The following is a 23,613-nucleotide window of genomic DNA, read 5'->3' as shown; positions in this document are numbered from 1 at the left end:
CGAGGAGAATGCCATGGAATTTCTGGTTGCGGCCCCGGGCCTGTCGTCATTCCGCTATGATCCCGCCACACCGGTTGCGCCCGAGGGCGCGCATCCCTGCGGCGAGGAGGAGCTGTGCCGACGGTCCGAGCCCGAGGAGCGCTGCCTGGTGGCCCGCACGGTCCTGCCGACCCTCGAGTACTTCTCCCAGGTCGTCTCCCACCAGAAGGTCCTGGTCTCGTGCCGCGACGACCGGGTGACCACCATCATCGAGGAGACCGGGCAGGAGGCCGCTTTCCGGCTGCTGGCCTCGGGGCTTGGCCACGCGCCCTGCCCCTTTTTCAGGCGCTTTGTCTCGGACCCGGCCGGCCGGACCGGCGGCGATGCCGCCACGGCCTTCGCCCATCTGGCCCGGTCCCTGATCTTTGCCGCAGGCGACACGGACATGCTGGACCCGGCGACGCAGACCCTGCTCCGGGCCGTGGCCGGCCGGGTGGGCCGGGAAATCGAGACGCACCTCCAGCCGGTCCTGCTGGAGGCCCGGCGGCGGTGTCGGCGGGACGCGGCCATAAACGCGGTCATCATGCTTTTCAGCGTCAACACGCTGGCTGCCGAGGCCCTGCGCCAGGCCGATTCCGCGTCGTCGGGCCGGCCGACTTCCGTGTCGGGCCGCCCTGGGCGGCCCGAGGCGGGGTCCCGGCCGCGGGTCCGGCCGGGAGTGGGGCCGGGCACGCCCGAGCCGGGCCGGCCGGTCCCCGTCAAAAGGACATGGTGAGCCGTTTTTTCTGGCGCCGGGCGATCTCGAGTTCCGTCTCCAGGGCCAGCTTTTCCTGTTTGGCCGCGAAAATGGCCTGGGCATGGGAAATACCCGCCTTGTGGTCCTCGGCGGCCATGAGTTCGCGCACCTGTTTTTCCACGACCGCCTTGCGCGCGGCCAGCGCTTCCATCCTGGCGGACAATTCCGCTTCCTTGGCCGCGATGTCCGTCTCGTCGGTTCCCGTCATGCGTCCTCCACGACAATGGTCTTGATGTTGGAAAATTCCGTCAGTCCCGACCGGGCCAGCTCCCGGCCGTAGCCCGACCGTTTGACCCCGCCGAAGGGGAGGCGGAAATCCGAGCGCGGCACGGCGTTGACCGCCACCATGCCGGCCTCGATACGCCGGGCCAGGGCCAGGCCCCGGGCCGTGTCCGCCGTCCAGACGCTCGCGCCCAGGCCGTAGTCCGTGGCGTTGGCGAGCCGGACCGCCTCCTCGGCGTCGGCCGCCTCGGTGACGGCGGCCACCGGCCCGAAAAGCTCCTCGTCAAAGGCCGGCATGCCCGGCCGCACGTCGGTGAGGAGGGTCGGGGCGTAGAAGAAGCCGGGCCGCGGCAGCCGGTGGCCGCCAAGGACCAGCCGGGCACCCTTTTCGAGGGATTGGCGGACCTGCCGGTCGAGATTTTCGAGCAGATCCTCGCGGGCCAGCGGCCCGACCGTGGTGGCCGGGTCCAGGGGATCGCCCGGCCTGTGGGCGGCCAGCCTGGCGGCCAGGTTTTCGGTGAAGGCGGCCACCAGTGGCTGCTCGACGATGAGCCGCTTGGCCGCGATGCAGGCCTGGCCGCAGGCCCGCATCCGGGCCGACTCGGCCGCCACGCAGCAGTCGCCGAGGTTGGCGTCGGCCAGGACCACGAACGGATCCGAGCCGCCAAGCTCCATGACAGCCTTCTTGATGTGGGCCCCGGCCAGGGCCCCGACGGCCGCCCCGGCCCGGGCCGAGCCGGTCAGGGTCACCCCGCGCACGGCCGGGTGGGCCACGGCCCCGGCCACCAGCCCGTTTTCGATGCAAAGCACCCGCAAGGCCCCGTCCGGCAGCCCGGCCTCCCGGCCAAGCGCCTCCAGGGCCAGGGCCGCGCCCGTGACGTTGGCCGCGTGCTTGACGGCCAGGACATTGCCGCAGGCGAGCAGCGGGGCCGCGGCCCGCATGACCTGCCAGTAGGGAAAATTCCAGGGCATGACGGCCAGGATGACGCCAAGCGGCTCGTGGACGACCATACGCCGGCCGGTCTCGGCCGGATACGGCTCGTCGGCCAGCCAGCGCGGGGCCATCTTGGCGTAGAACCGGCAGACCCGGGCGCAGCGCCGGACCTCGGCCTCGGCTTCGGGCAACAGCTTGCCCATCTCCCGGCTGGAGAGGACCGCCAGGTCCCGGACCCGGTCCTCGAAAAGCCCGGCCAGGCGGAGGAGGATGTCCAGACGCGCGGCCAGGGGTGTGTCCCGCCACCGGCCGAAGGCCCGGCCGCAGCCGTCGAGGAGGCGCGTCGCGGCCGGGGCGTCGTGGGCGGCATAGCGGGCGAAAGACTGGCCCGTGGCCGGATTGGTGCTGACAAACATGGGTGGTGGTGTGGAGGTGCCAACCGTGCCCGGGCCGGCGGAAGCCGGCGTGGCAGGGGGCCTCGGGTTAAAAGGGAGGCGGCGTTCCTTCGGGAAGGGGCACGTCACGAAAGTCGGAGGCGTCGGGCGGCAGGCTGTCGGGATCTGGCATCGGCAGGGTGGCCATGGCTCCTCCTTGGCCCCCTGTCCTACCTGTTTTGCCGGGCCAAGCCAAGGCCGGGGTCAGCCGGCCGCGACCTGGGCCAGGAGGCTTGCGGCCGTGAGCACCAGGACCACGAGGACCACCCGGCCGAACGCTGCCTCGCTGATGCGGCCGCACCCGGCCATGCCGGCCGCGAGCCCGACCAGGAGCGCCGGCACGGCCACGGCCGTCCGGGCCAGCACCTGCCCCGTCACCAGCCCGGCCGCGGCTTGCGAGGCCACCACCCCGATCCCGGCCAGGAAGAAATAGGCGGTCTGGGTCCCCCGCACCGCGTTGCGGTCGATCCCGAGGCGCGACACCCAGGCCACCACCGGCGGGCCGTTGACGCCGATGGCCGCGCCGAGGCTTCCGGCCAGGAACCCGGCCGCCACGCCGAACTTCCAGTCCGCCCGCCGGGCCGGCCCGGACCGGCGGAGGAACCAGGCCACATAGCCCAGGATGGTCATGGCCAAGAGGCCCTTGAGCCAGGCTTCGGGCAGGGACCGCAGGCCGTAGGCCCCCACGGCCATGCCCGGCAGGGAGGCCGCCAGGAGGAGCCCCAGGGCCCGGGTCCGCACGTGGCCGCGCAGCCGGCAGGCCAGCACGGCGTTGAGGACAATGGCCAGGATGCAGGCCACGGGCGTGGCCTGGCGCAGGTCCATGACCAGGATCAGACAGGGCAGGGCGACCAGCGTCGAGCCGAACCCGGCCAATCCCTGGGTGAAGCCGGCGCCGAAGCCGGCGGCCGTCAAGGCGAGGAGAAGCGAAGCGTCCATTCCGACTCCGGGCCGGGCTCGGGGCCAGGCGTCGGGACCGGTCCCGGACCGACCCCTTCTTCGAATTTACAAAACAGATGCAAAAGTCATAAAGACTGTTCATTGCCTGGGCAAACGATTTGATCCAAAGGGGGCGTTCGAAAAAGATGAACATGCTCGACCCCTGGCAGTTGCGGACGTTTCTGGCCGCGGCCGCCGGCCCGTCCTTCCGGCAGGCGGCCGAGGACTTGGCCATGGCCCCCTCCACCGTGACCACCCAGATCCGCAGCCTGGAGGAGACGCTCGGCGTCAGGCTCTTCGAACGGGCCGGGGCGGGAACGATCCTGACCGAGCACGGCCGGCGGCTGGTCGGCCACGCCCGGCGGCTCCTGGACCTCGAGGCCGAGATCCGGCTGGGTCTTGGCGGCGAGGACGACGCCTGTCCGGAACTGGCCGTGCGCCTGTCCGAAAGCCTGGGCCTCGACCTGGTGCCGGCCGTCCTGCCCCGGTTCCGGGACCGCTTTCCCCACACCCGGCTCCTCCTGGCCACCCATTCCCGCCAGGGGCTGGCCCGGGACCTCCGCCAGGGGGCCGTGGATCTCGGCCTCGTCCTTGGCGAGCCGTTTGCGGCCGAGGGTATCCTCGTGACCGAGATCCATCGGGAGGAGCTGGTGGTCATCGCCCCGCCCGGCTCCGACCTGGCCGGCCGGGCGGCCGCCCGGCCCGAAGACCTGGACGGCCGGGAGCTCTTCGTCACGCCGCAGATCTGGAGCGCCCGGCGGCGGGTGGAAAACGCCCTGGCCCTGGCCGGCGCCGGCCCGGCCGTCCTCACCGAATGCACGAGCCTGGCCATCGTCATCCGGTGCGTGGCCGCCGGCCAGGGCCTGGCCCTGGCCCCCCGGCGGGCTGTCCGCCGTGAGCGGGAGGCGGGCCTTCTCGCCGTCCTGCCCTGGGCCGGAAGACCCCTCGACGCGCCGGTCATGCTGGTGCGGCAGGCCGGCCGGCCCCTGACCCGGGCCGGGGCCGTCTTTGTGGAAGCGGTCCGGAGTGTGTTGGCGCAGGAGGAGAGGGAGGGGTTGGGAGGGGAAGGGAGAGGAGGGATGCCTCCGGCGGCCGGGAGGGGATGATCCCCTCCCGGACCCACCCCAACGGGGGAATGCATTTTTTCCTTCTTGTCCAGGCCCGGAGAGAGGGGCGCGGAACTGGCCGGCTTTTCCTTTCCGGGCGGGGCGGGTAGAAGGGCGAAAAAACCATGGGGAGACGTTGCATGACGGTTGGAAGGCTTGCCTGCCTGCTCCTTGGGGTCCTGCTCCTCCTTGGCCCGCCGGTGCCGGGCGCGGCCCAGGGCCGGATTCCGGCGCCGCCGCCCCGGCTGGGGACCCAGCCGCCCCGTACCCAGCCCGGCCTCGCTGCCCGGGAGCCGGGCCGCGAACCGGGCCGCGAGGCCGGGCGGGACGTGTTTCTCCAGGCCATCGGCATGTTGGCCGGCCAGGGTCTGGTTCTTGGCCACGAGAGCCTGGACGGGATTTTCGTCCGCTATGAGAACAAGCTTTTGCCCAAGGACCAGGCCCTGGCCAGCCTCGGCGACGCGGCCCGCTATGCCGATCTGGTCCTGGCCGCCTTCCGGGGCCGGCTCATGGGCGAGCTTTCCGACCAGGAGAAAACGGATCTGGCCCTTTTGATCGGGTTCTACGAGATCGAACGGCAAGCCATCGAGGCGCTGGCCGCCTATGTCCGGTCGGGCGGCGGCAAGAACCGGGAGGCCTTTGGCCAGCTCCAGGAGCGGGTGGCGGCCATCGTCCGCCAGATCAGCCTCGGCGGCGGACAGCCGTGACGGGCGGCGTCTTGCCAAGGGGCCGGGGTTGTGCCAAGGATGCAATGGAGAAATTGCGCATTCTGCCGGGCGTTCGCCCAAGCGAGGAGGCAAAATGAGAAAATTGCTCTGTCTGTTCCTTCTGGCCGGCTTCGTGTTCGCGGCCGTGGCCGTGGTGGCCGGCGACGCCGAGGCCCGGCCGCCGTGTCCGCCGGGCTATTTCTGGGACGGCCCGCGCGGCTGCATGCCCTACGGGTACGCGCCGCCTCCGCCGCCCCCGCCGCCGGCCTACTATTATCCGCGTCCGTGCCCGCCGGGCACCCTGTGGCGCGCCGGAGCCTGCCGGCCCGTGCCGCCGCCGCCGGGGATCAACGTCTACATTCCGGCCCCGGGCATCTACATCGGGCCCTAGGTCCGAGCCCGCCGGGGACGCAGCGCGTTTTCCCGCGTCACGGGAGAAAGCCCCGCCCGCGCCGAAATATCGGATACGCGGGCGGGACACGACAAAGGCCGGGAGACGAACACCTCCCGGCCTTGTCGTTTTTGCGTGGGGCGCTGCCCGGCCCGGGGCGCATCGCAACGTCGCCGGGAAGCCGGGCACCCGGGACGGCAGGGGGACCCAGGCCCTATCCGCCGCACCCGGCCAGGGATTCCAAAGGGCCAAGCCCTTTGGCCGCCGGAGGCATTTCTCCTCCCCCAGCTCTCCCCGGCTCCTGTCCCAGCTCCTGCCCCGGCCTACGGCCCGTCCTGGGACCGCTCGGCCGGGCGCATGTCGGGACTGGTGTAGAAGAATTCGATGCGCCGGTTGCGGGCCTTGTTCTCGGCCGAGGTCGGCGGCACCAGCGGCTGGCTGTCGGCCAGGCCCACGGCCCGAAGCCGCGTGGTCGGAATGCCGGTCTTTTCGGCCAGGTACCGGGTGGCGGCCGCGGCCCGGGCGGCCGAGAGCTCCCATTTGGACGGGTAGGGGCCGCCTTTCTCCTCGTCGTCGGCATGGCCGCGCACGGTCAGGTTGATCTTGAAGTCTTGCAGGATCCTGGCCACGCCGTCGAGGACCTTGGCCGCGGCCGGGGTCAGTTCGGCCGAGCCGGTCCGAAACATCACCGAGTTGTTGACCTGCATGAGCACGCCGGAGGAGTCGTTGCTCACCCCGGAGTTGTTCTTGACGCTCAGATCGGAGCTGATGAGCTCCTTTATCAGCAGGGCGATTTCGTACTTGAGCTTGTTTTCCTGGGACAGCTTGAATTCCGGGCTGCCCTTGATGGCGTCGGGGCTGATGAAGGTCGGCACCTTTTCCAGGTTCTGGACCTTTTCCTTGCTCGGCACGTTCTTGTCCTGGAAGACCAGGGACAGCTCCTGCTTGCGCTGGGGCTTGAGCGACACCACCAGCCACAGGAGCAGGAAAAAGGCCATCATGGCCGTGACGAAGTCGGCGTAGGCCACCTTCCACGAGCCGCCGTGGTGGCCGCCGTGTCCCTCGTCGGATTCGCGGTAGATGACGACCGTCTTGCCGTCGCTATTTTTTGCCACGCAGGGCTCCTTCCATGTCTTCCATGGTCGGCCGCACGTCGTCCGGGATGGCCCGGCGGCCCATTTCCACCGAAAGCATGGGGGAAAACCCGGAGTTGAAGGCGGCCAGGACTTCCTTGGCCACATGCAGCATGTGCTGCTGGGCCTTGGCCTGGTATTCCAGGTTGCTGGCCATGGGGCCGACGAAGCCGTAGCTTAAGAGAATGCCGAGAAAGGTGCCGACCAGGGCCGCGCCGATGCTGTGGCCGAGGACTTCCGGCGGCTCGTTGATTTTGCCCATGGTCAGCACGATGCCGAGGACCGCGGCCACGATGCCAAGGCCGGGCAGGGCGTCGGCCACCTTGGTCACGGCGCCGGGGGCGATCATGGCGTGGTGGTGGAGCGTTGCGATGTCGGTGCGCATGAGGTCGTCGTAGCGGTGGGCGTCGATGCCTTCGGAGAGAAGCGCCTTGATGTTGTCGCAGATGAAATAGGCCAGCTGCCTGTTCTTGGCGATGTTGGGATAGCGGTTGATGGTGGCCGACTGCTCGGGCTTGGACACGTGGGGCTCGAGGGCCACGATGCCGTCGCGGCGGGCGATGTTGATGAGTTCGAAGAGCAGCGTCAGCAGGTCCTGGTAGTCGGCGGCGGCCGGCTCCTTCCCTTTGAAGACGTGCAAAACGTGCTTGAAGGTGCCAAGGGCGATGGATTTGGGCGCGGAAATGAAAAAGGAGCCAAGGGCGGCTCCCCCGATGATGAGGAGTTCGATGGGCTGAAAAAGCACGGCCATATGGCCGCCTTCGAGGAGAAACCCGCCGAAGACGGAGCCAAGGACCACCACGATGCCGATGATGACGAACATGACCCACCGCGTGGGCGCGCGAACGGGCCGCCCGTGCTCACCGCCAGGGGGCCGGGGCCTCCTGGCGAATAGTGTCTGGTGAACGCGCCCGACGGGCGCCTGCCCCTAGGTGTAAAAAAAACCGGCCCCACGGGCAAGGGGAGCCGGCGGCCCGCCGCTCGCCCCCGTCCAGGGGGTCCGGGGGGGATGATCCCCCCCGGCCGCCGGAGGCATCTTTGTCATTTCGCGCCGCAGCATTTCTTGTACTTCTTGCCGCTGCCGCAGGGGCAGGGATCGTTGCGGCCGACCTTGGGCTCGTGGCGCCGCTTGGGCTCCGGCTTGCCTTCCTCGGCTGGCTCAGCCGCGGAATACTTGAGGTTGGCCGTCTCGTCCTTGTGCTGGAACTCCTGTTCCTTGACCTCGCTTCGGATCTGCACCCGGGACAGGGCCCGGATGGCCGCGTCGCGCATGCTGTAGATGAGCTGCTGGAAGAGCTCGAAGCCCTCGCGCTTGTATTCCTGCTTGGGGTCCTTCTGGCCGTAGCCGCGCAGGCCGATGCCGTCGCGCAGGTGGTCCATGGACAGGAGGTGCTCCTTCCAGTGCCGGTCCAGGGTGTCCAGGAGAAAATAGCGGGCGATTTCCTTGTAGTGGTCGCCGGCGATGTCCGACAGGTTCTGCTGGCGGCTTTTGGCCGCGTCGAGGACGGCCTGCTTCTCGGCCGCGTCGCCGGTGGCCAGGTCGATCTTCAGGTCCAGGAGGTCCTCGATCTGGGTCCGGGCCACCTCCAGGCTCTCGGCGTCCGGGGCGCCCTTGGCCGCTTCGAGCGGGACAAAGATCTCGTCCACGATGTCCTCGATATAGTCCAAGGCGAACGTCTCGGGGGTGGACGTCTCCATGAGCTGGCGGCGGCGGGAGTAGATGACCTCGCGCTGCTGGTTCATGACGTTGTCGTATTCGAGGAGCTGCTTTCTGATTTCGAAGTTGTGGGCCTCGACCCGTTTCTGGGCGTTCTCGATGGCCCGGGAGACCATGCGGTTCTCGATGGGCTCGCCGTCTTCCATGCCGAGCTTGTCCATGAGGCCCTTGAGGCGATCCGAGCCGAAAAGGCGCATCAGGTCGTCGTCGAGGGCCAGGTAGAAGCGCGAGGAGCCGGGGTCGCCCTGGCGGCCGGAACGGCCGCGCAGCTGGTTGTCGATGCGCCTGGACTCGTGGCGCTCGGTGCCGAGGATGTGCAGGCCCCCGAGATCGGTCACGCCCGGCCCGAGCACGATGTCCGTGCCGCGGCCGGCCATGTTGGTGGCGATGGTCACCCGGCCGGAGTGGCCGGCCTGGGCCACGATCTCGGCCTCTTTCTCGTGGTTCTTGGCATTTAGGACGTCGTGGGGCACGCCGGTTTTTTGCAGCAGGCCGGACAGGAGTTCCGACTTCTCGATGGAGACCGTGCCGACCAGGACCGGCTGGCCTTTTTCGTGAAGCTCCTTCACGTCGTGGGCGATGGCCTCGAACTTCTCCCGCTGGGTCTTGTAGACCAGGTCCGGGAAGTCCTTGCGGACCATGGCCCGGTGGGTGGGGATGGAGATGACCTCCAGGTCGTAGATTTCCCGGAATTCCACGGCCTCGGTGTCGGCCGTGCCGGTCATGCCGGCGAGCTTTTTGTACATCCGGAAATAGTTCTGGAAGGTGATGGTGGCCAGCGTCTGGTTTTCGGCCTCGACCTCCACGTGCTCCTTGGCTTCGAGGGCCTGGTGCAGGCCGTCGGAGTAGCGGCGGCCGGGCATGAGCCGGCCGGTGAATTCGTCGACGATGAGCACCTGCCCGTCTTTGACCACGTAGTCCACGTCGCGCTGGAAGATATGGTGGGCTTTCAAGGCCTGGAGCACGTGGTGCTGGAAGGTGATGTTGGCCGCGTCGTAGAGGTTGTCGATCTTTAAGACATCTTCCATGCGGGCCACGCCGTCTTCGGTCAAAAGCACGGTCCGGGCCTTTTCGTCGATGGTGAAGTCTTTTTCCTTGCGCAGAAGCGGAATGAAGGCGTCGATCCGGGCGTAGAGCGTGGAGGAATCCTCGGCCTGGCCGGAGATGATCAGCGGCGTCCTGGCCTCGTCGATGAGGATGGAGTCCACTTCGTCGACGATGGAGAAGTTGAGTTCCCGCTGCACGAGCTGTTCCTTGTAGAACTTCATGTTGTCGCGCAGGTAGTCGAAGCCGAACTCGTTGTTGGTGCCGTAGGTGATGTCGGCCCGGTAGTTGGCCTGCCGCTCGGCGTCGTCGAGGCCATGGACGATGACGCCGACGGAAAGGCCGAGGAAATTGTAGAGCTTGCCCATCCAGGCGGCGTCGCGCTTGGCCAGGTAGTCGTTGACGGTGATCAGGTGCACGCCCTTGGCGGACAGGGCGTTTAATACGATGGGCAGGGTGGCGACGAGCGTCTTGCCTTCACCGGTCTTCATCTCCGCGATCTTGCCCTGGTGCAGGGTTATGCCGCCGATCAGCTGCACGTCGAAGTGGCGCATGCCGAGCGACCGGACCGAGCCCTCACGCACCAGGGCGAAGGTCTCGGGCAGGATGTCGTCCAGGGCTTTCCCGGCCGCCACCTCCTGGCGCAACTCCACGATCCGGGCGCGCATGGCGTCGTCGGACAGGGCCTGCACCTGGGGCTCGAAGGCGTTTATGGCTTCGACGAGGGGGCGCAGGCTTTTCAGATAGCGTTCGTTTCGCGACCCGACGATCTTTCGGGCAATGGCTTTCAACATACAGGGAGCTCCTTCTCTGATCTATGGGGCGATGCGGCGGATAGTGTGGTCAGACGGGTATTTTGCCGCGGCCCGTGTTCCGGTGCCCGGTCGGCGGGCGTCGGAGGGTTCGACGTTGGGGCGCATGGTGCGGACGGGGCCGGGAGAGCCGCAACAGGCGGGGAAACGTGCGTCTGGCGCAGGCGAAGGCGCGTCCGCGCCCCGGGGCCTGCATACCATGGCCGGCCGGCGGCGTCAGCCCACAAGTTCCAGCCAGTGGCCGACGGCGACGTCGCCCGGGGCGGCGCTTCGCAGTTGCGTCACGCAGCCGGCGCAGCCGGTGACGATCTGCTCGCCGGGCTTGGGCTGGTAGATGGCCAGGGCGTGGGCGGCCACCTTTTCGGAGAGTTCCGGCGAGGTGAGCTTGGTCAGGCCCCCGAAGCCGCAGCACGGGGTCTCGCTTTCGCGAAAGACCAGCCGCTCGCCCATGGCCCGGCGCAAAAAGGCCAAGTCCTGGTTGCCGCCGGCCCCGTGGCAGGGGCGGTGGTAGCGCACGGCCGGGGGCGCGGCCTCGCCCACCGTGAAATCGGTGTCGCCCATGAGTTCGGCCAGGGACACGAGATTTTCGCGCCAGAGGCCAAGCTCGTCCATGGAAAGGCCCAGGTCCTTGCGGGCATAGGCCCGCAGGCCGCAACGGCAGGTGGCGCAGAAAACGACCATCAGCGGCCGGCCGGCCTTGCGCCAGGCCTCGATGTTGTGCTGCTGCATGGCGGCCTGGGCGTCCGGGGCTCCGGCGTGGCCGAGCGTGCAGCCGCAGCAGGTGAACCCCGGGTCCGGGAGCACCGTGACGCCAAGGCCGGCCAAAAGGCGCCGGGCGGCGTCCTTCCAGCGCGGGTTGGCGTGCTCGGCCACGCAGCCGGCGAAAATGACGGCCTTTTTCCCGGCATGGCCCTGGTCGAAGGACCGGGGAAAGAGCCACGGCCTGGGGGCCCGGCCCGAGCCCATGGCCTCGATGGCGCTTTTGGCCTGGGCCACGGCTTCGATGGGGATGTTGCCGGGCAGGAGGCGCGAGAGCGAACGGGCCACCGGCCACATGAGCCCGGCCTGCTCGATCCACAGCTTCCACAGAAATCCGGCGAACCCCGGATGCGCGGCCCGCAGCTCGGCCACCAGATCCGGGCCGCAAAGCCCGAGCGGACAGGCGTTTTCGCACTTGCCGCAGGACAGGCAGACCGTGGCCAGGAGGTCGGCCGCCTTTTTGGACAAATCGGCCCGGCCTTCGGCCACGGCCCGGGCCAGGAAGAATTTGGCGCGCGGGGACAGCTCCTCGCGGCCGGTGGCCGCGAAAAGGGGGCAGGCGGACAAGCAGCGGCCGCACAGGATGCATTCCGGCCGGCGGCCCTGGCCGTGCAGGCAGTGGACGGGGGCGAGTTCGCTTGGCACGTCTAATAGGCCTTCTCGGGATTCATGATGCCGGCCGGGTCGAACACGGCCTTGATCCGGCTAAGGATCGTCCGGTGGGTGGCGTCGAGCTGGCGGTCGAGGAAGGGGAGCTTGGAGAGCCCGACCCCGTGTTCGCCGGACAGGGTGCCCCGAAGCCCCAGGCACAGCATGAGGACCCGTTCGCGGGCGGTGAGCGCCCGGTCGCGTTCGTCGGCCACGGCCGCGTCGTGCATGATGTTGACGTGGAGGTTGCCGTCGCCGATGTGGCCGAAGACCAGGATGCGCACGCGCTGTTCCCGGCCGATGGCCGCGATGCCGGCGGCGGCCTCGCGAAGCCTGCCGCGCGGCACGGTCACGTCGTCGCTGATCTTGTCCGGCGCGGCCTTGAAGGACGCGGGATTGAGCAGGCGGCGCAGTTCCCAGAGCGGCTCCTCGGCCTCGGGCGTGGCCGCGGCCTGGCTCCAGACCGGGCCGGCCGGGGCCGTGGCCGCGGTGAGCAGGCGCAGGTCCGCGGCCACGGCCTCGGGGGAACCGTCGACCCGGATGAACAGCGCGGCCCCGGCCGCGTCCGGCCAGGGCACGGCGGCGATGGCGGCCACCGCCTGCATGGCCTCCCGGCCGAGCAGCTCCAGGGCCACGGGCAGGATGCCGGCCCGAAAGACATCGTCGGCGGCGGAAAGGGCCGCGTCCACGGTCGGATAGGCCACGGCCAGGGTGGCCGTGGCCACGGGCAGGGGCAGGAGCTTGACCGTCAGTTTCGTGAAAAACGCGAGCGTCCCTTCCGAGCCGACCAGCAGCCGGGTCAGGTCCAGGCCGACCACGTTCTTGTGGGTCCGGCCGCCGGCCACCAGGAGGTCGCCGCCCGGCAGCACGGCCTCTATGCCGAGGATGTGGTCGCGGGTGACGCCGTACTTGACGGCCCGCATGCCGCCGGCGCAGGTGGCGGCGTTGCCGCCGAGGGTGGAAAACTTCACGCTGGCCGGGTCCGGGGCGTAGAAAAGCCGTTCCTTGGCCAGGGCGGCCTGGAGGTCGCCGGTGACCACGCCGGGTTCGACCACGGCCACGAAGTCCCGGGCGTCGATCTCAAGGATGCGGTTTAAACGCGCGGTCGAGACCACGATGCCGCCGGTGACCGGCACGCAGTCGCCCACGGTGTTGGTGGCCCGGCCGCGCGGCAGGATGGGGATGCGCTCGGCCTGGGCGAAGGCCAGCAGTTCCCGGACCTGTTCGAGGGTTTCGGGACGGACCACGGCCGAGGCCGGAGCGAACCGGCGCGAGGCGTCGGTGCCGTAGACGAGGGTCTCCTCGGGCGAGGTGACGGCCGCGTCGCCGGGGAAGCACTGGGCCAGGAAGCGGCGGGCGGCCGGGGAAAGGGGGGGGGAGCCGGTCATCCGCCTCAATCCGCCTCGGCCGTCCAGGTCATGGAGTCGATGGCGCCCTTGTCGTTGATGGTGAAGGACAGTTCGTTGAAGCCGCTCATGTCGGAATAGCGCCAGACGTTGTCCTCCACGTCCTCGGGGGCGCCCAGGGCGGCGGTCAGGCGTTCCCGGGGCGTGCCCAGGCAGATCTTGCGGGCGAAGCAGGCCGGACCCGCCGTGACGCGGATCTGGTGGAAGAACTGCCGGGCGCCGCCTTCCATGCTGTAAAGCGACACGGACAGGCCGTCGTAGGCGAGGGTGATGATCTCGTAGGGCGCGTCGTCGTGGGGGCTGGTGAAGGGCATGGCCTGGCGGTCTCGGGGAGGGCCGAGGCGTTGCACCACGTCGGCCTCGGTCGGACCGAAGAGGCCGGCCGTCTCGTCCAGAAAGGCGTCCACGCGCTCGTCGGCCTCGGTGGCCTGGCCGGCCCGGGCCGGGGCAGGGGCCAAAAGGCACAGGAGCAGCGCAAAAAGCAGGGCGTGTCGGTGCAAAACCATGGAACGACTCCTCGTGGCGCCCGCGGCCGGGCTGCCGTTGCCCCGGCCCGATGCGCCGTTTGCCGCATCGACCGCGGAGGCGGCCGTCCGGCCACCCGGGGCGCGGCGCGCGGCGACCGGCGGCCGGACTAGTGCCTGGCCAGCTCCCTGGCCGCGTCCCGGGCCAGGTCCCGGTTTTTCAGGTCGTCGCGGCGGTCGAAGGTCTTCTTGCCCCGGCAAAGGGCGATCTCCACCTTGACCTTGCCGTTTTTGAAATACACCCGCACCGGCGCGACGGTGAGGCCTTTCTGCTCCACCTTGGCGCGCAGGGTGTTTATTTCCGCGGCGTGCAGGAGAAGTTTCCGCGGCCGTTCCGGGTCGTGGCCGTCCTGGCCGGCGTTTTCGTAGGGCGCGATGTGGACGCCGACGAGAAAGGCCTCGGTGGCGGTGAACTTCACGTAGCCGTCCTTGAAGCTGATGTGGCCGGCCCGCAAGGATTTGACCTCGGTGCCGACAAGCACCAGGCCGGCTTCGTATTTATCAATGAATTCGTAGAGGTGCCTGGCTTTTTTGTTCTGGGCGATCAGTTTCTCGCCGGATTCTTTGGCTGACATGGCGTCCTTTTGGCTGCGAGGATTCGACTGATACGTGTTTTCCCCGCGTCCTGCCAGTGAAAAACGGGGCACGTCCCGGCGCTAGTGGGCCGGCCCGTCCTCGCGGTCCAGGAGCGAGGAATAAAACATCAACTCGTCCGGGAACTGGCGGAAGATCGTTTCCTGGACAAGGGCGTTGGTCCGGCTGACCGAGGGGCTTTCCAGCACCAATTTAAGCAGTTTTTTGCAATCGTCCATGGTGGCCTGCCGGATGATGCGCTTGATGCCGGGGATGGCCTGGGGGGTGAGGCTTATGCAGTCGATCTGCATGCCCATGAGGATGGGGACGCAAAAGGGATCGGAGGCCATCTCGCCGCAAAGGCTCACTTCGATGCCGGCCTGGTGGGCCGCGTCGACCACGTGCTTGATGCTCCTGACCACGGCCGGATGCAGCGGCTGGTACATGTGGGAGACGTAACGGTTGGTCCGGTCGATGCCGAGCGAATACTGGATGAGGTCGTTGGTGCCGATGCTGAAAAAATCCACTTCCCGGGCCAGGATCTCGGCGATCATCACAGCCGAGGGCAGCTCCATCATGATGCCGACCGGCATGTCGGCCTCGAACCGGCTGCCTTCCTGGCGCAGCTCGGCCTTGGCCTCGGCCAGCATGGCCTTGGCCTGGCGGATTTCGCGCAGGCCCGAAATCATGGGGAACATGACCGAGACGTTGCCGGCGAGCGATGCCCTGAGGATGGCCCGCAGCTGGGTCTTGAAGATGTCGCGGTGGCGCATGCACAGGCGAATGGCCCGAAGCCCGAGGGCCGGGTTGCGCTCGTCCAGGGCGCCAAGGGTGGAGACGAACTTGTCCGCCCCGGCGTCCAGGGTGCGAAGGGTGACGCGCCGGGGCGACATGATGGTGGCAAGATCCAGGTATTCCTGGTATAATTCTTCTTCTGTCGGCAGCTTCGACCGGTTCATGTAGGAATACTCGGTCCGGTAGAGGCCGATGCCTTCGCCGCCGTTGTTGACCACGGTCGGCACTTCCTCGAGCATCTCGATGTTGGCTTTGACCTTGACCCGGTAGCCGTCGATGGTCTCGCCCGGCAGGTGGCAGCCGCGCATGATGCCGGCCTGGTAGGCCTCGAACTGGTACTTGAGGTCGGAGAGCCGCTCGAGCTCCGCCTCGCCGGGAGACAGGACCACCACCCCGCGCAGCCCGTCGACCACCACCAGGTCGCCGTCGCGGACCTCGCGTTCGAGCTCGGTCACCCCGACCACGGCCGGGATGCCGAGCGTCCGGGCCAGGATGCCGGTGTGGGAGGTCTTGCCGCCCTGGACCGTGACCAGGGCCATGATCTTGTCGGTCTGGAGCGTGGCCGTGTCGGCCGGGGAGATGTCGTGGGCCATGAGGACCACCCGGTTCTCGATGGCCTTCATTTCGCTGGCCTGGCCGGTGAGCCGGGCCTGGACCCGGCCGGCCACGGTGCGCACGTCCTGGATGCGGTCGCGGAAATAGGGGTCGTCCAGGGCCGCGAAAGCCTTTTCCAGGTCGTCCACGGCCTTGTCCAGGGCCCATTCGGCGTTGATGCGCAGGCTGCGGATGTATTTCTTGGCCGCGCCCGCGAGCTTGGGGTCTTTCAAGATCATGAGATGGGAGTCGAGGATGAGCCCGTGTTCCTTGAGCTCCGCCGGAATCCGCTCCCGGGCCTGGTCGATCTCCAGGCCGAACTGCTCGAAGGCCTTGTCCAGGCGGACGGTCTCGGCCTCGGTCAGGGACTCGGCCAGGGTCTGGCGGGGCAGGGGCCCGACGCCCGAACGGTTCAGGAAAAACGCCCGTCCGATGGAGATGCCGGCCGAGACCGGAATGCCTTTGAGGGTTGCCATGTCCGGGGTTGTCCTTGGGGCGCGCCGTGCCTGGGGAGGGATGTCGGGCGCGCGCCCGGTGGGTTCTTGCGGTGTCATGCCGGGGCGGCCTACTTGAATCGGTTGCGGATGAGGGCCCCCAGATGGGTCAGGGCGTCCTCGGCCTCGGGGCCGTTGGCCCGCAGTTCCAGCTCGCTGCCGTGGCCGGCGGCCAGGGTCAGGATGTCGAGGATGCTTTTCGCGTCCACGGCCTCGTCGCCGTGCACGAGGCGTATGTCGCAAGGGAACTTCTGGGCTTCCTGGGCCAGGCGGGCGGCCGGCCGGGCGTGGAGGCCCTGGTCGTTTAAGACCCGGACGCGCAGGGAAAAGCCGCCGTCCCGGGGCAGGATGTCGTTTTGGGCCTGGGACTCGGCGTATGAGGTTTGGTTGGTCATTGTCCACCGCGTTGGCGGGGGTTGGCCCGGTTTTTGGCCGGGGCGTTTCGCCGGGGGCTCAGGCCGGCCACATGGAGCGCACGAGCACCCAGCCGGCGGCCAGGGCCAAGAGCGCCAATTCCCGCGACACCGACGGTCGGGTCGCGGCCCAGGCCGCCAGCACGACCACCAGGGCCGCGTCGGCCAGGGAGGGCGTCCCGGCCCGGGGATGGGCGAGAATCCAGAACACGGTCAAAAGCGCGGCATTGGCCACCTTGACCTTGCGGCCGAGGTTGACCAGATCCCAGCGCTTGAGCCTCCTGAGCACATGGAAACCTTCCCGGTAGCCGGCCCGGAAGGTCATGGCCTTGAAAACCTGGGCCGCCAGGAACAGGGCGGCCGTCAGGGCCGCCAGCAGGCCGTAATGGCCCCAGGCCACCAGGCAGGCGGCGGAAAGCCCCCACAGGCCCATGATGCTGGCGGAAAAAAACGTGTCGCCGATGGCCGACAGGGTAAACGCCGTGGTGGTCTTGACGCTGTCGAGCATCTCCGACGGCACCACCCCCCGGGCGATCTTGACCTCCAGGGACAAAAAGAGGCCGACCAGAAGCGGTGTCCAGAAAAAATGGGTGTTGTAGAGGTTCAAGTAGCGGTCAAAGATGCGGCTTCGCAGGTCCGGATCGGGATAGAGGACGGTGAGCCCCGGCTCCATGGCATAGGCCAGGCCGACGTGCTGCAGCCCACGGGTGTTGTAGGCGGCCCCGATCAGGTAGCAACGCAAAAAACAGGACACAAGGGTCCTGGCGTCGAGTTCTCCGCTTTTTTCCCCCAAACGCGCACCGCCTCCCCGCGTGCCGGCCTCTCGTCTCCCTGTCCGGCGCGGCCAAGCGCCAGCCGACCAGTACGTCCTGTCCGGGCTGCCGTACAGGGCCGGGCCATCCAAAAATGCCGGGCGGGCCGTTTTTCCGCGCCAGGCCGTCCACAAGGGCAGGCCATGCCCCCGGCCGTTTATGGCATGGATAAACGATAGGCCGGGTTGTGGTCAAACGAATCGCGGGGCAGGGCCGCCAGAAAAGCGCCAAAGGCCGTGCCGGCAAGCAGCTCCCGCCAGGGCGGCCGGGACAGGGCGGCCAGGTCGGCCGGGGTGTCGCAGTCCGGAAGCGCGGGCAAAAGGGCCACCCGCCGGCCGGTCCGGCCAAGGACGGCCAGCGTCCGCCCGGCCACGGCCGGGGTGCTCCAGGGCATGTCGGCAAAGGCCTCCCGGCAAAAGCCGGCCCGGGTGAAGCCGATGGCGTAGTAGCCGCCGTCGGTGGCCGGGCCGAGGACCGCGTCGGCCGTGGCGAGGAGCCCGGCCGCCCGGGCCAGGAGACTGCCCGTCAAGAGCGGCAGGTCGCCGCCGACCAGGAGCGCCGCCCCGGCCCCGGCCGCAAAGGCGTCGGCCAGGGCCCCGGCCATGCGCGCCCCGAGGTCGCCGGCCGCCTGGGGCCGGTACGTTCGATCCCGGCCGCACAGGTCGCGCACGGCCGGGAGGGCATCCGTCGGGGCGAAGTGGAGGGTCGTCGGCAGGCCCGAGGCGTCGGCCGCGGCCAGGACGTCGGCCACCATGGCCCGGTAGGCGCCAAGGGCCGCTTCCGGGCCGATGCCGGCGGCCAGCCGGGTCTTGACCAGCCCGGGCAGGGGGGCCTTGAGGCACACGAGCAGCCGGACGTCCATGCGGGAAAGGGAGGAGGGCGCCTTAGCCCCGGCCCCGGCGGGCCAGGTCCGGCATGGCCGGGTAGAGCCGGGCCAGCCGGGCGGGCGCCACGCCAAGGCTGTAAAGGGTGATGAGCGCGAGGTTCCTGGCCGTGGTCTTCAGGATGCCTTCGGCCCGCCACCGCCTGGCCGAAGTGGTGGCCCGCAGAGGCAGGATGACGACCCGGCCCCCGGCCCGGACGATGGTCCGCATGAGGGCCACGTCCTCCATGAGGGGGATGGCCGGGAAACCGCCCATGGCGTTAAAAAGGTCGCGCCGCACGAACTGGGCCTGATCGCCGTAGGGCAGGGAAAAAAGCCGCGAGCGCAGGGTGGCCCCGGCCGCGATGCAGGCGAGCAGCGGATTTTTCGAGCGGATGGCCAGGGAAAAGGCCCCGGCGTCGGCCGGCCCGTCAAGGGCGGCGGCCGCCGCCTGGAAGGCTCCGGCCGGAAGCCTGGTGTCGGCATGGAGAAAAAGCAGGTTTTCGCCCCGGGCGGCGGCCGCGCCGGCATTGAGCTGGCTGGCCCGGCCCCGGGGGGCGGTCAGCCCGAGGACCCCCTCCCGGGACAGGGCGGCCAGGGTCGAAGAGGCCGGATCGCCGTCCACCACGATGATTTCCAGGGCCAGGCCGTAGCCCGACATGCGGATGTGGTCCACCAGGTCGTTTATCCGTCCGGCCTCGCCGAGCACGGGCGTTACCACGGAAAAAAGGGGGCGCAGGGGACGCGGTGGGATCATGGCAGCCTCGGCCGGGTGTCGTCGTCTGTCTGTGCAATAGATTTTTTCCCGGGAAACCGCTAGGACCCTGGTAGCTCGTAAGGAGACCGTAACCCGTTCCCCCGACGCGCGTCGCCGCCGACCCGCCGGGAGACGGATATCTGCCATGCTGGAAGCCGAATACGCGACCATGTTCGGGGCCGAGGAAGGCCACTGGTGGTACCGGGGCCTGCACGATCAGGTGCGAAAGGCCCTGGACCGCTGCCGCCAGGGAAAAGACGGCCCGCTTAGGGTCCTCGACGCCGGGTGCGGCTCGGGCAAGGTCCTCGAACTGCTGGCCCGGGACGGCCACGCCGCAACCGGCCTCGACCTGTCGGCCACGGCCCTGGCCCTGGCCGGACGCCGGGGCCCCTTTCCGCTGGTGCGGGCCTCGGTGGCCGCCCTGCCCGTGCGCGAGGCCGCCTTCGATGTGATCCTTTCCCTCGACGTCCTGGCCAACCTGCCGCCCTCGGCCGTGCCGGCCGCTTTGGCCGACTGCCGCCGGGTGCTGGTCCCGGGCGGGCGGCTCATCCTCAACCTCGTGGCCTTCCAGTCGCTCTATAGCGACCACGACCGGGCCGTCGGCGTGGTCCGGCGCTACCGGCGCGGCCAGGTGGCCCGGCTGCTGGCCGGGGCGGGTTTCGACGTCGAGCTTCTGACCTATTCCAACACGCTTCTTTTTCCGGCCGCCGCCCTGGTCCGGCTGTGGCGCAAACGCGAGCGTCCCGGGGAGGTTCCCCGGTCCGACCTGTCCCCGCTGCCGGGGCTGCTCAACACGGCCCTGGCCCGGGTCCGGTCGTTCGAGAACGACCTCATGGTGGGCCTTGGCCTGCCCATGCCGTTTGGCCTGTCGATTTTCGCCCTGGCCCGGCGTCCCGCCGGACCGGGCCGGCCCCACCCCCAACCGAGCCGTACAAGGACATGAAGCCAGAGCTTGCGACGCCGTCGCTGACCATCGTCATTCCGGTCTACAACGCCGAAGCCACCATCGGCCGGCTGGTGGACACGCTTCTCGCTGCCCCGCCGGTGGCCGACACCGACATCGTGCTGGTCAACGACGGCAGCCGCGACGGCAGCGACCGGGCCTGCCGGGACTGCTGCGACCGGTTTCCGGACCGGGTCACCTACCTGCGCCTGGCCCGCAACTTCGGGGAGCACAACGCGGTCATGGCCGGCCTTGGCCGGGCCGGGGGCGACTACGTCGTCATCATGGACGACGATTTCCAGAACCCGCCGTCCGAGGCGGCACGGCTCTTGGCCACGGCCGTGGCCGGCGGCTACGACGTGGTCTACGCCGCCTTCCGGGAAAAGCGCCACGACTGGCTGCGAAACCGGGGCAGCCGGTTCAACGACAAGGTGGCCACCTGGCTCCTTGGCAAGCCGCCCCAGCTGTATCTTTCGAGTTTCAAGTGCCTGAGCCGCTTCCTGGTCGACCGGATCACGGAATACGCCGGCCCTTCGCCCTATGTGGACGGGCTCATCCTGCGGGTGACCGACAACATCGGCCAGGTCGAGGTCGAGCACTGCGACCGGGAGTGCGGCCAGTCCGGCTATACGCTCTGGAAGCTGGTGCGCCTGTGGCTGACCATGTTCGTCAATTTTTCCGTGGCCCCGCTGCGGTGTTCCGCCGTCCTCGGCCTGGCCATCGGCGGATTCGGCCTCCTCATGGGCATCTGGAGCCTCCTCGAGAAGCTCTTCGACGTGGCCGTGCCCACGGGCTGGACCACTCTTTACGTCACGGTGGTCATCTTTTCGGGCATCCAGCTGGTCATGCTCGGGCTTCTCGGCGAATACGTCGGCCGGGGGCTCCTGGAGGCCAACAAGGCCCCCCAGTACGTGGTCCGCGAGATCCACGGCGGCGACGGCCGCCCGGGCCCGGAGCCCCGGCCATGACGGGGCCGCACTCCGGCCCCCTGGCCGGCGTCCGCACCATCGACGTGCCGACCGTCCGGGACGACCGTGGGGCCCTGTCCGTGATCGAGGCCGGGACGCACATCCCCTTTGCCGTGGCCCGGGTCTTTTACATGCACCACATGACCGTGGACCGGGGCGGGCACGCCCACCGCGACACCGAGCAGCTGGTCCTGGCCGTGGCCGGTTCCCTGACCCTGACCCTGACCGACGGCCGGGACACGGTGTCCCATGTCCTTAACGATCCGACCCGGGGCCTCTATCTGCCGCCCATGATTTTCATCGACATCACCGACATAAGTCCGGACGCCGTCTGTCTGGTCCTGGCCAGCACCCACTACGACCAGGGCAAAAGCCTGCGGACCCGGGAGGCCTTTCTGGCGGCGGTGGCGGCGAAATGAGGGACAGCGACGCGCGCCGGGCCTTTTTGCGGTCCTGCCGGACCGTCTCCGGCGTCCTGCCGGATATGGACACGGTGTTGGCCTGGTTTGCGGCCAAGGACCGGCGGGACCGGTTCGAGGTCCGGCGGGTGCCGTTTGCGGCCCTTGACCAGTGGGACTTCCTGCCCGATCCGCTCCGTCTCGGCCACGTCTCGGGCAAGTTCTTCACCATCGAGGGCATCCGGGTGGAGACGGATTTCGGGCCGGTGCCGTCCTGGGACCAGCCCATCATCAACCAGCCCGAGGTCGGGATTCTGGGCCTGCTCGCCCGGGAGATCGGCGGCACGCTCCATTTTCTCATGCAGGCCAAGATGGAGCCGGGAAACGTCAACATCCTGCAGCTGTCCCCGACCGTCCAGGCCACCCGCAGCAACTACTCCCGGGTCCACGGCGGCAGGGCCCCGCGCTACCTCGAATACTTCACCGAGCCCGGCCGGGCCACCATCCTCCTCGACCAGCTCCAGCCCGAGCAGGGGGCCCGGTTTCTGCGCAAGCGAAACCGCAACATGGTCGTGGTCGTCGACCACGACGTGCCCGGGCACGAGGACTTCCGCTGGATGACCTTGGGCCAGATAAAAGCCCTGCTCGGCCGCGACGACATCGTCAACATGGACGCCCGCACCGTGGTCTCGCTCATCCCCCTGGCCGATCCCGACGAGCCGCCGGACGAGGGGCTCCTGGACGGGCTGCCGGAATTTTGCCGGGCGGTCTTCCGGTCCTATTGCCGCTCGGACCGGGAGCGCCACACCATGGACGCCATCATGGCCTGGCTGACCGGAGGGAAGGCCCGGTACGGCATGGACGTGACCCCCCTGCCGCTCGACCGGCTGCGCGGCTGGCAGGTGACCGACGAGGCCATCGGCCACGAGTCGGGGCTCTATTTTTCCGTCATCGGCGTGGCGGTCGAGGCCCGCACCCGGGAGGCCACCCGCTGGTCCCAGCCGCTCCTGCACCACCAGGGCCAGGGGCTGGTCGGGTTTCTCTGCCAGCGGCAGGACGGGGTGCTCCACTTTCTGGCCCGGGGCAGCCTCGAACCCGGCAACCGCGACGGCATGGAGATCGGCCCGACCATCGCCTGCTCGGAAGTGGCCGCCCGGGCCGGCCGGTCCTGCGCCCCGCTGTTCCTCGAACGCTTCCTCGATCCGGGCGAGGGAACCGTGCGCTACGACGCGGTCCAGTCCGAAGAGGGCGGCCGGTTCCACCACTTCCGCAACCGCTACATGATCGTGGAGCTGCCCGAGGGCCAGGACCTCGACATCCCGGACCACTGCCTGTGGCTGACCCTTGGCCAACTGTGGCGCATGGCCCGCCACGGCCACGTCAACATCGAGGCCAGAAACCTGCTCGCCTGTCTCGGCGCGCCGGAGGCTGGTTCATGAGGCTGCTCGTCCTTGGCGGCTCGGACATCTTTTTCCGCCGCGTCCTGCCCATCCTGCCCGGCCTTGGCGTCACGGCCGTGGACCTGGCCTCGCGGTCCGGCCGCCGGCCGCCGGCCGAGCCGGCCCTTCCCCTGCGTTTTTTCGACGACCCGGCCGCGGCCCTGGCCGGGAGTCCGGCCGAGGCGGTTTACGTGACCACGGAAAACAGCCGCCACGCCGCCCTCACCCTGGCCGCTCTGGATTCGGGCCACCACGTGGTGGTGGACAAGCCGGCCTTTCTGGATCTGGAAACGGCCGAAAAAGCGGCCGACCTGGCCGCGAAAAAGGGCCTCGTCCTGGCCGAGGCCACGGTCTGGGCCGACCATCCGCGCTTTTCGGGCCTGAGAAAGGCCTTTGCCGACGCCGGGGCCGCGCCGACGCGCCTTGCCGCCGTCTTTTCCTTTCCGCCGCTTGCGGCCGGCAATTTCCGGCATCGGCCCGAGTGCGGCGGCGGGATGCTCTTCGATCTCGGCCCCTATGCCGCGAGCCCGGGCCGGATCTTTTTCGGCGCCGAGCCGGACGAGGTCTTCTGCCGTGTCCTGGCGCAAGGGCCGCTGGTCGAAACCGCCTTTTCCTGCCTGCTCCTCTATCCGGGCGGCAAGAGCCTCACCGGCGTCTTCGGCGGCGACACCGGCTACGCCAACCGGCTGGACGTCCTCGGCCCGGATCTGGCCGCCTCCATGGACCGGGCCTTCACCCCGCCGCTGGGGACGGCCCTGACGCTCGGCCTCAACAGCCCGGCCGGGCCCCGGACGGCCACGTTCGAGCCGGCCGACGCCTTTGCCGGCTTTTTCGCCCGGGTCTTCGCCGCCATGGACGCGGGAAAAGGCGACGGACTCCTCGCCGACCTCCTGGCCGACGCCCGCACCCTGTCCCGGCTGCGCCGGGCGGCCGGGGGGGCGGAGTAAGGCGGGGGTGGGGTAGGGGGGGGGACGCGCGGCCTGCGCCGGCCGAAGCAGGCGATGCGCTGAGAAA

At 69.2% G+C, this 23,613-nt stretch carries 24 protein-coding genes; 9 read left to right on the top strand and 15 right to left on the bottom strand.

Annotation, left to right across the window (positions count from 1 at the left end; all coding sequences use genetic code 11):
- Positions 1-13 precede the first annotated feature (13 nt).
- Entirely contained in the window at positions 14-754 is a 741-nt protein-coding gene (locus tag DFW101_RS08775) for a hypothetical protein (protein ID WP_009181153.1), read from the top strand.
- Here the strand turns inward: DFW101_RS08775 and DFW101_RS08770 are convergent.
- The 3 genes from DFW101_RS08770 to DFW101_RS08760 all read right to left on the bottom strand — a co-directional run bounded on the left by DFW101_RS08770 (position 738) and on the right by DFW101_RS08760 (position 3,304).
- Entirely contained in the window at positions 738-983 is a 246-nt protein-coding gene (locus DFW101_RS08770; protein ID WP_009181152.1) for a hypothetical protein, read from the bottom strand. The two genes, DFW101_RS08775 and DFW101_RS08770, sit on opposite strands and share 17 nt — an antisense overlap.
- Positions 980-2,347, bottom strand: a complete 1,368-nt coding sequence (locus DFW101_RS08765; RefSeq protein WP_009181151.1) for an aldehyde dehydrogenase family protein — start codon at positions 2,345-2,347, stop codon at positions 980-982. The genes DFW101_RS08770 and DFW101_RS08765 overlap by 4 nt, the downstream gene beginning before the upstream one ends.
- A 222-nt stretch (positions 2,348-2,569) precedes the next feature.
- On the bottom strand, positions 2,570-3,304 hold the full coding sequence (locus DFW101_RS08760) for a sulfite exporter TauE/SafE family protein (RefSeq protein ID WP_009181149.1): 735 nt from the start codon (positions 3,302-3,304) through the stop codon (positions 2,570-2,572).
- Between the two features lie 146 nt (positions 3,305-3,450).
- On the opposite strand from DFW101_RS08760, the gene DFW101_RS08755 reads away from it, so the two are divergent.
- The 3 genes from DFW101_RS08755 to DFW101_RS08745 all read left to right on the top strand — a co-directional run bounded on the left by DFW101_RS08755 (position 3,451) and on the right by DFW101_RS08745 (position 5,508).
- A complete protein-coding gene (locus DFW101_RS08755) occupies positions 3,451-4,410 on the top strand; it encodes a LysR family transcriptional regulator (RefSeq protein ID WP_009181148.1) in 960 nt (319 codons plus the stop codon).
- A 140-nt stretch (positions 4,411-4,550) separates the two neighbouring features.
- Positions 4,551-5,117 carry a hypothetical protein gene (locus DFW101_RS08750; RefSeq protein WP_009181147.1) on the top strand — a complete coding sequence of 189 codons (567 nt, stop codon included), beginning with the start codon at positions 4,551-4,553 and terminating at the stop codon, positions 5,115-5,117.
- Between the two features lie 94 nt (positions 5,118-5,211).
- On the top strand, positions 5,212-5,508 hold the full coding sequence (locus DFW101_RS08745; RefSeq protein ID WP_009181146.1) for a hypothetical protein: 297 nt from the start codon (positions 5,212-5,214) through the stop codon (positions 5,506-5,508).
- A gap of 323 nt (positions 5,509-5,831) precedes the next feature.
- Here the strand turns inward: DFW101_RS08745 and DFW101_RS08740 are convergent, their stop codons facing one another.
- The 12 genes from DFW101_RS08740 to DFW101_RS08685 form a co-directional block, all read right to left on the bottom strand.
- Entirely contained in the window at positions 5,832-6,623 is a 792-nt protein-coding gene (locus tag DFW101_RS08740) for an OmpA/MotB family protein (protein WP_009181145.1), read from the bottom strand.
- Positions 6,610-7,464: a flagellar motor stator protein MotA gene (gene motA, locus DFW101_RS08735; protein ID WP_009181144.1), complete on the bottom strand. Its 855-nt coding sequence runs from the start codon at positions 7,462-7,464 to the stop codon at positions 6,610-6,612. Before motA ends, DFW101_RS08740 begins: the two co-directional genes overlap by 14 nt.
- Positions 7,465-7,682: 218 nt before the next feature.
- Positions 7,683-10,196: a preprotein translocase subunit SecA gene (gene secA / locus DFW101_RS08730; protein WP_009181143.1), complete on the bottom strand. Its 2,514-nt coding sequence runs from the start codon at positions 10,194-10,196 to the stop codon at positions 7,683-7,685.
- A gap of 234 nt (positions 10,197-10,430) precedes the next feature.
- The gene (locus tag DFW101_RS08725; protein ID WP_009181142.1) at positions 10,431-11,618 is read right to left on the bottom strand and encodes a (Fe-S)-binding protein; all 1,188 of its coding nucleotides are present in this window, start codon (positions 11,616-11,618) and stop codon (positions 10,431-10,433) included.
- Positions 11,619-11,620: 2 nt separating this feature from the next.
- Entirely contained in the window at positions 11,621-13,009 is a 1,389-nt protein-coding gene (locus DFW101_RS08720) for an FAD-binding oxidoreductase (protein ID WP_009181141.1), read from the bottom strand.
- Between the two features lie 5 nt (positions 13,010-13,014).
- Positions 13,015-13,533: a hypothetical protein gene (locus DFW101_RS08715; protein WP_009181140.1), complete on the bottom strand. Its 519-nt coding sequence runs from the start codon at positions 13,531-13,533 to the stop codon at positions 13,015-13,017.
- A 128-nt stretch (positions 13,534-13,661) separates the two neighbouring features.
- Positions 13,662-14,126: an SsrA-binding protein SmpB gene (gene smpB / locus DFW101_RS08710; protein ID WP_009181139.1), complete on the bottom strand. Its 465-nt coding sequence runs from the start codon at positions 14,124-14,126 to the stop codon at positions 13,662-13,664.
- A gap of 81 nt (positions 14,127-14,207) precedes the next feature.
- Entirely contained in the window at positions 14,208-15,989 is a 1,782-nt protein-coding gene (ptsP, locus tag DFW101_RS08705; RefSeq protein WP_043642793.1) for a phosphoenolpyruvate--protein phosphotransferase, read from the bottom strand.
- An 89-nt stretch (positions 15,990-16,078) separates the two neighbouring features.
- Positions 16,079-16,402 (bottom strand): HPr family phosphocarrier protein, encoded by a 324-nt coding sequence (locus DFW101_RS08700; RefSeq protein WP_009181137.1) that lies wholly within the window; start codon positions 16,400-16,402, stop codon positions 16,079-16,081.
- A 58-nt stretch (positions 16,403-16,460) separates the two neighbouring features.
- Complete coding sequence (locus tag DFW101_RS08695; protein WP_009181136.1) at positions 16,461-17,213, bottom strand: PTS system mannose/fructose/sorbose family transporter subunit IID; 753 nt, start codon at positions 17,211-17,213, stop codon at positions 16,461-16,463.
- Positions 17,214-17,389: 176 nt separating this feature from the next.
- The gene (locus DFW101_RS08690) at positions 17,390-18,094 is read right to left on the bottom strand and encodes a TIGR04282 family arsenosugar biosynthesis glycosyltransferase (RefSeq protein ID WP_009181135.1); all 705 of its coding nucleotides are present in this window, start codon (positions 18,092-18,094) and stop codon (positions 17,390-17,392) included.
- Between the two features lie 22 nt (positions 18,095-18,116).
- A complete protein-coding gene (locus tag DFW101_RS08685; RefSeq protein WP_009181134.1) occupies positions 18,117-18,851 on the bottom strand; it encodes a TIGR04283 family arsenosugar biosynthesis glycosyltransferase in 735 nt (244 codons plus the stop codon).
- 145 nt (positions 18,852-18,996) lie between these two features.
- On the opposite strand from DFW101_RS08685, the gene DFW101_RS08680 reads away from it, so the two are divergent.
- Genes DFW101_RS08680 through DFW101_RS08660 form a run of 5 tightly spaced genes read left to right on the top strand, consistent with a single transcriptional unit; the run spans position 18,997 to position 23,546 of the window.
- Positions 18,997-19,794 carry a class I SAM-dependent methyltransferase gene (locus tag DFW101_RS08680; RefSeq protein ID WP_009181133.1) on the top strand — a complete coding sequence of 266 codons (798 nt, stop codon included), beginning with the start codon at positions 18,997-18,999 and terminating at the stop codon, positions 19,792-19,794.
- Entirely contained in the window at positions 19,791-20,762 is a 972-nt protein-coding gene (locus DFW101_RS08675; protein WP_009181132.1) for a glycosyltransferase family 2 protein, read from the top strand. Before DFW101_RS08680 ends, DFW101_RS08675 begins: the two co-directional genes overlap by 4 nt.
- Positions 20,759-21,181 (top strand): sugar 3,4-ketoisomerase, encoded by a 423-nt coding sequence (locus DFW101_RS08670; RefSeq protein WP_009181131.1) that lies wholly within the window; start codon positions 20,759-20,761, stop codon positions 21,179-21,181. Before DFW101_RS08675 ends, DFW101_RS08670 begins: the two co-directional genes overlap by 4 nt.
- On the top strand, positions 21,178-22,599 hold the full coding sequence (locus DFW101_RS08665; protein WP_009181130.1) for an NDP-hexose 2,3-dehydratase family protein: 1,422 nt from the start codon (positions 21,178-21,180) through the stop codon (positions 22,597-22,599). The genes DFW101_RS08670 and DFW101_RS08665 overlap by 4 nt, the downstream gene beginning before the upstream one ends.
- Positions 22,596-23,546, top strand: coding sequence for a Gfo/Idh/MocA family protein (locus DFW101_RS08660; RefSeq protein WP_009181129.1), 951 nt, complete (start codon positions 22,596-22,598; stop codon positions 23,544-23,546). The genes DFW101_RS08665 and DFW101_RS08660 overlap by 4 nt, the downstream gene beginning before the upstream one ends.
- Positions 23,547-23,613 lie beyond the last annotated feature (67 nt).

Origin of the sequence: Solidesulfovibrio carbinoliphilus subsp. oakridgensis (assembly GCF_000177215.2) — a bacterium.
GTDB classification, from domain to species: Bacteria; Desulfobacterota; Desulfovibrionia; order Desulfovibrionales; family Desulfovibrionaceae; genus Solidesulfovibrio; species Solidesulfovibrio carbinoliphilus.
Note: the sequence above shows the minus strand (reverse complement) of the source record. Positions and strands in the feature narration are given on the sequence as shown.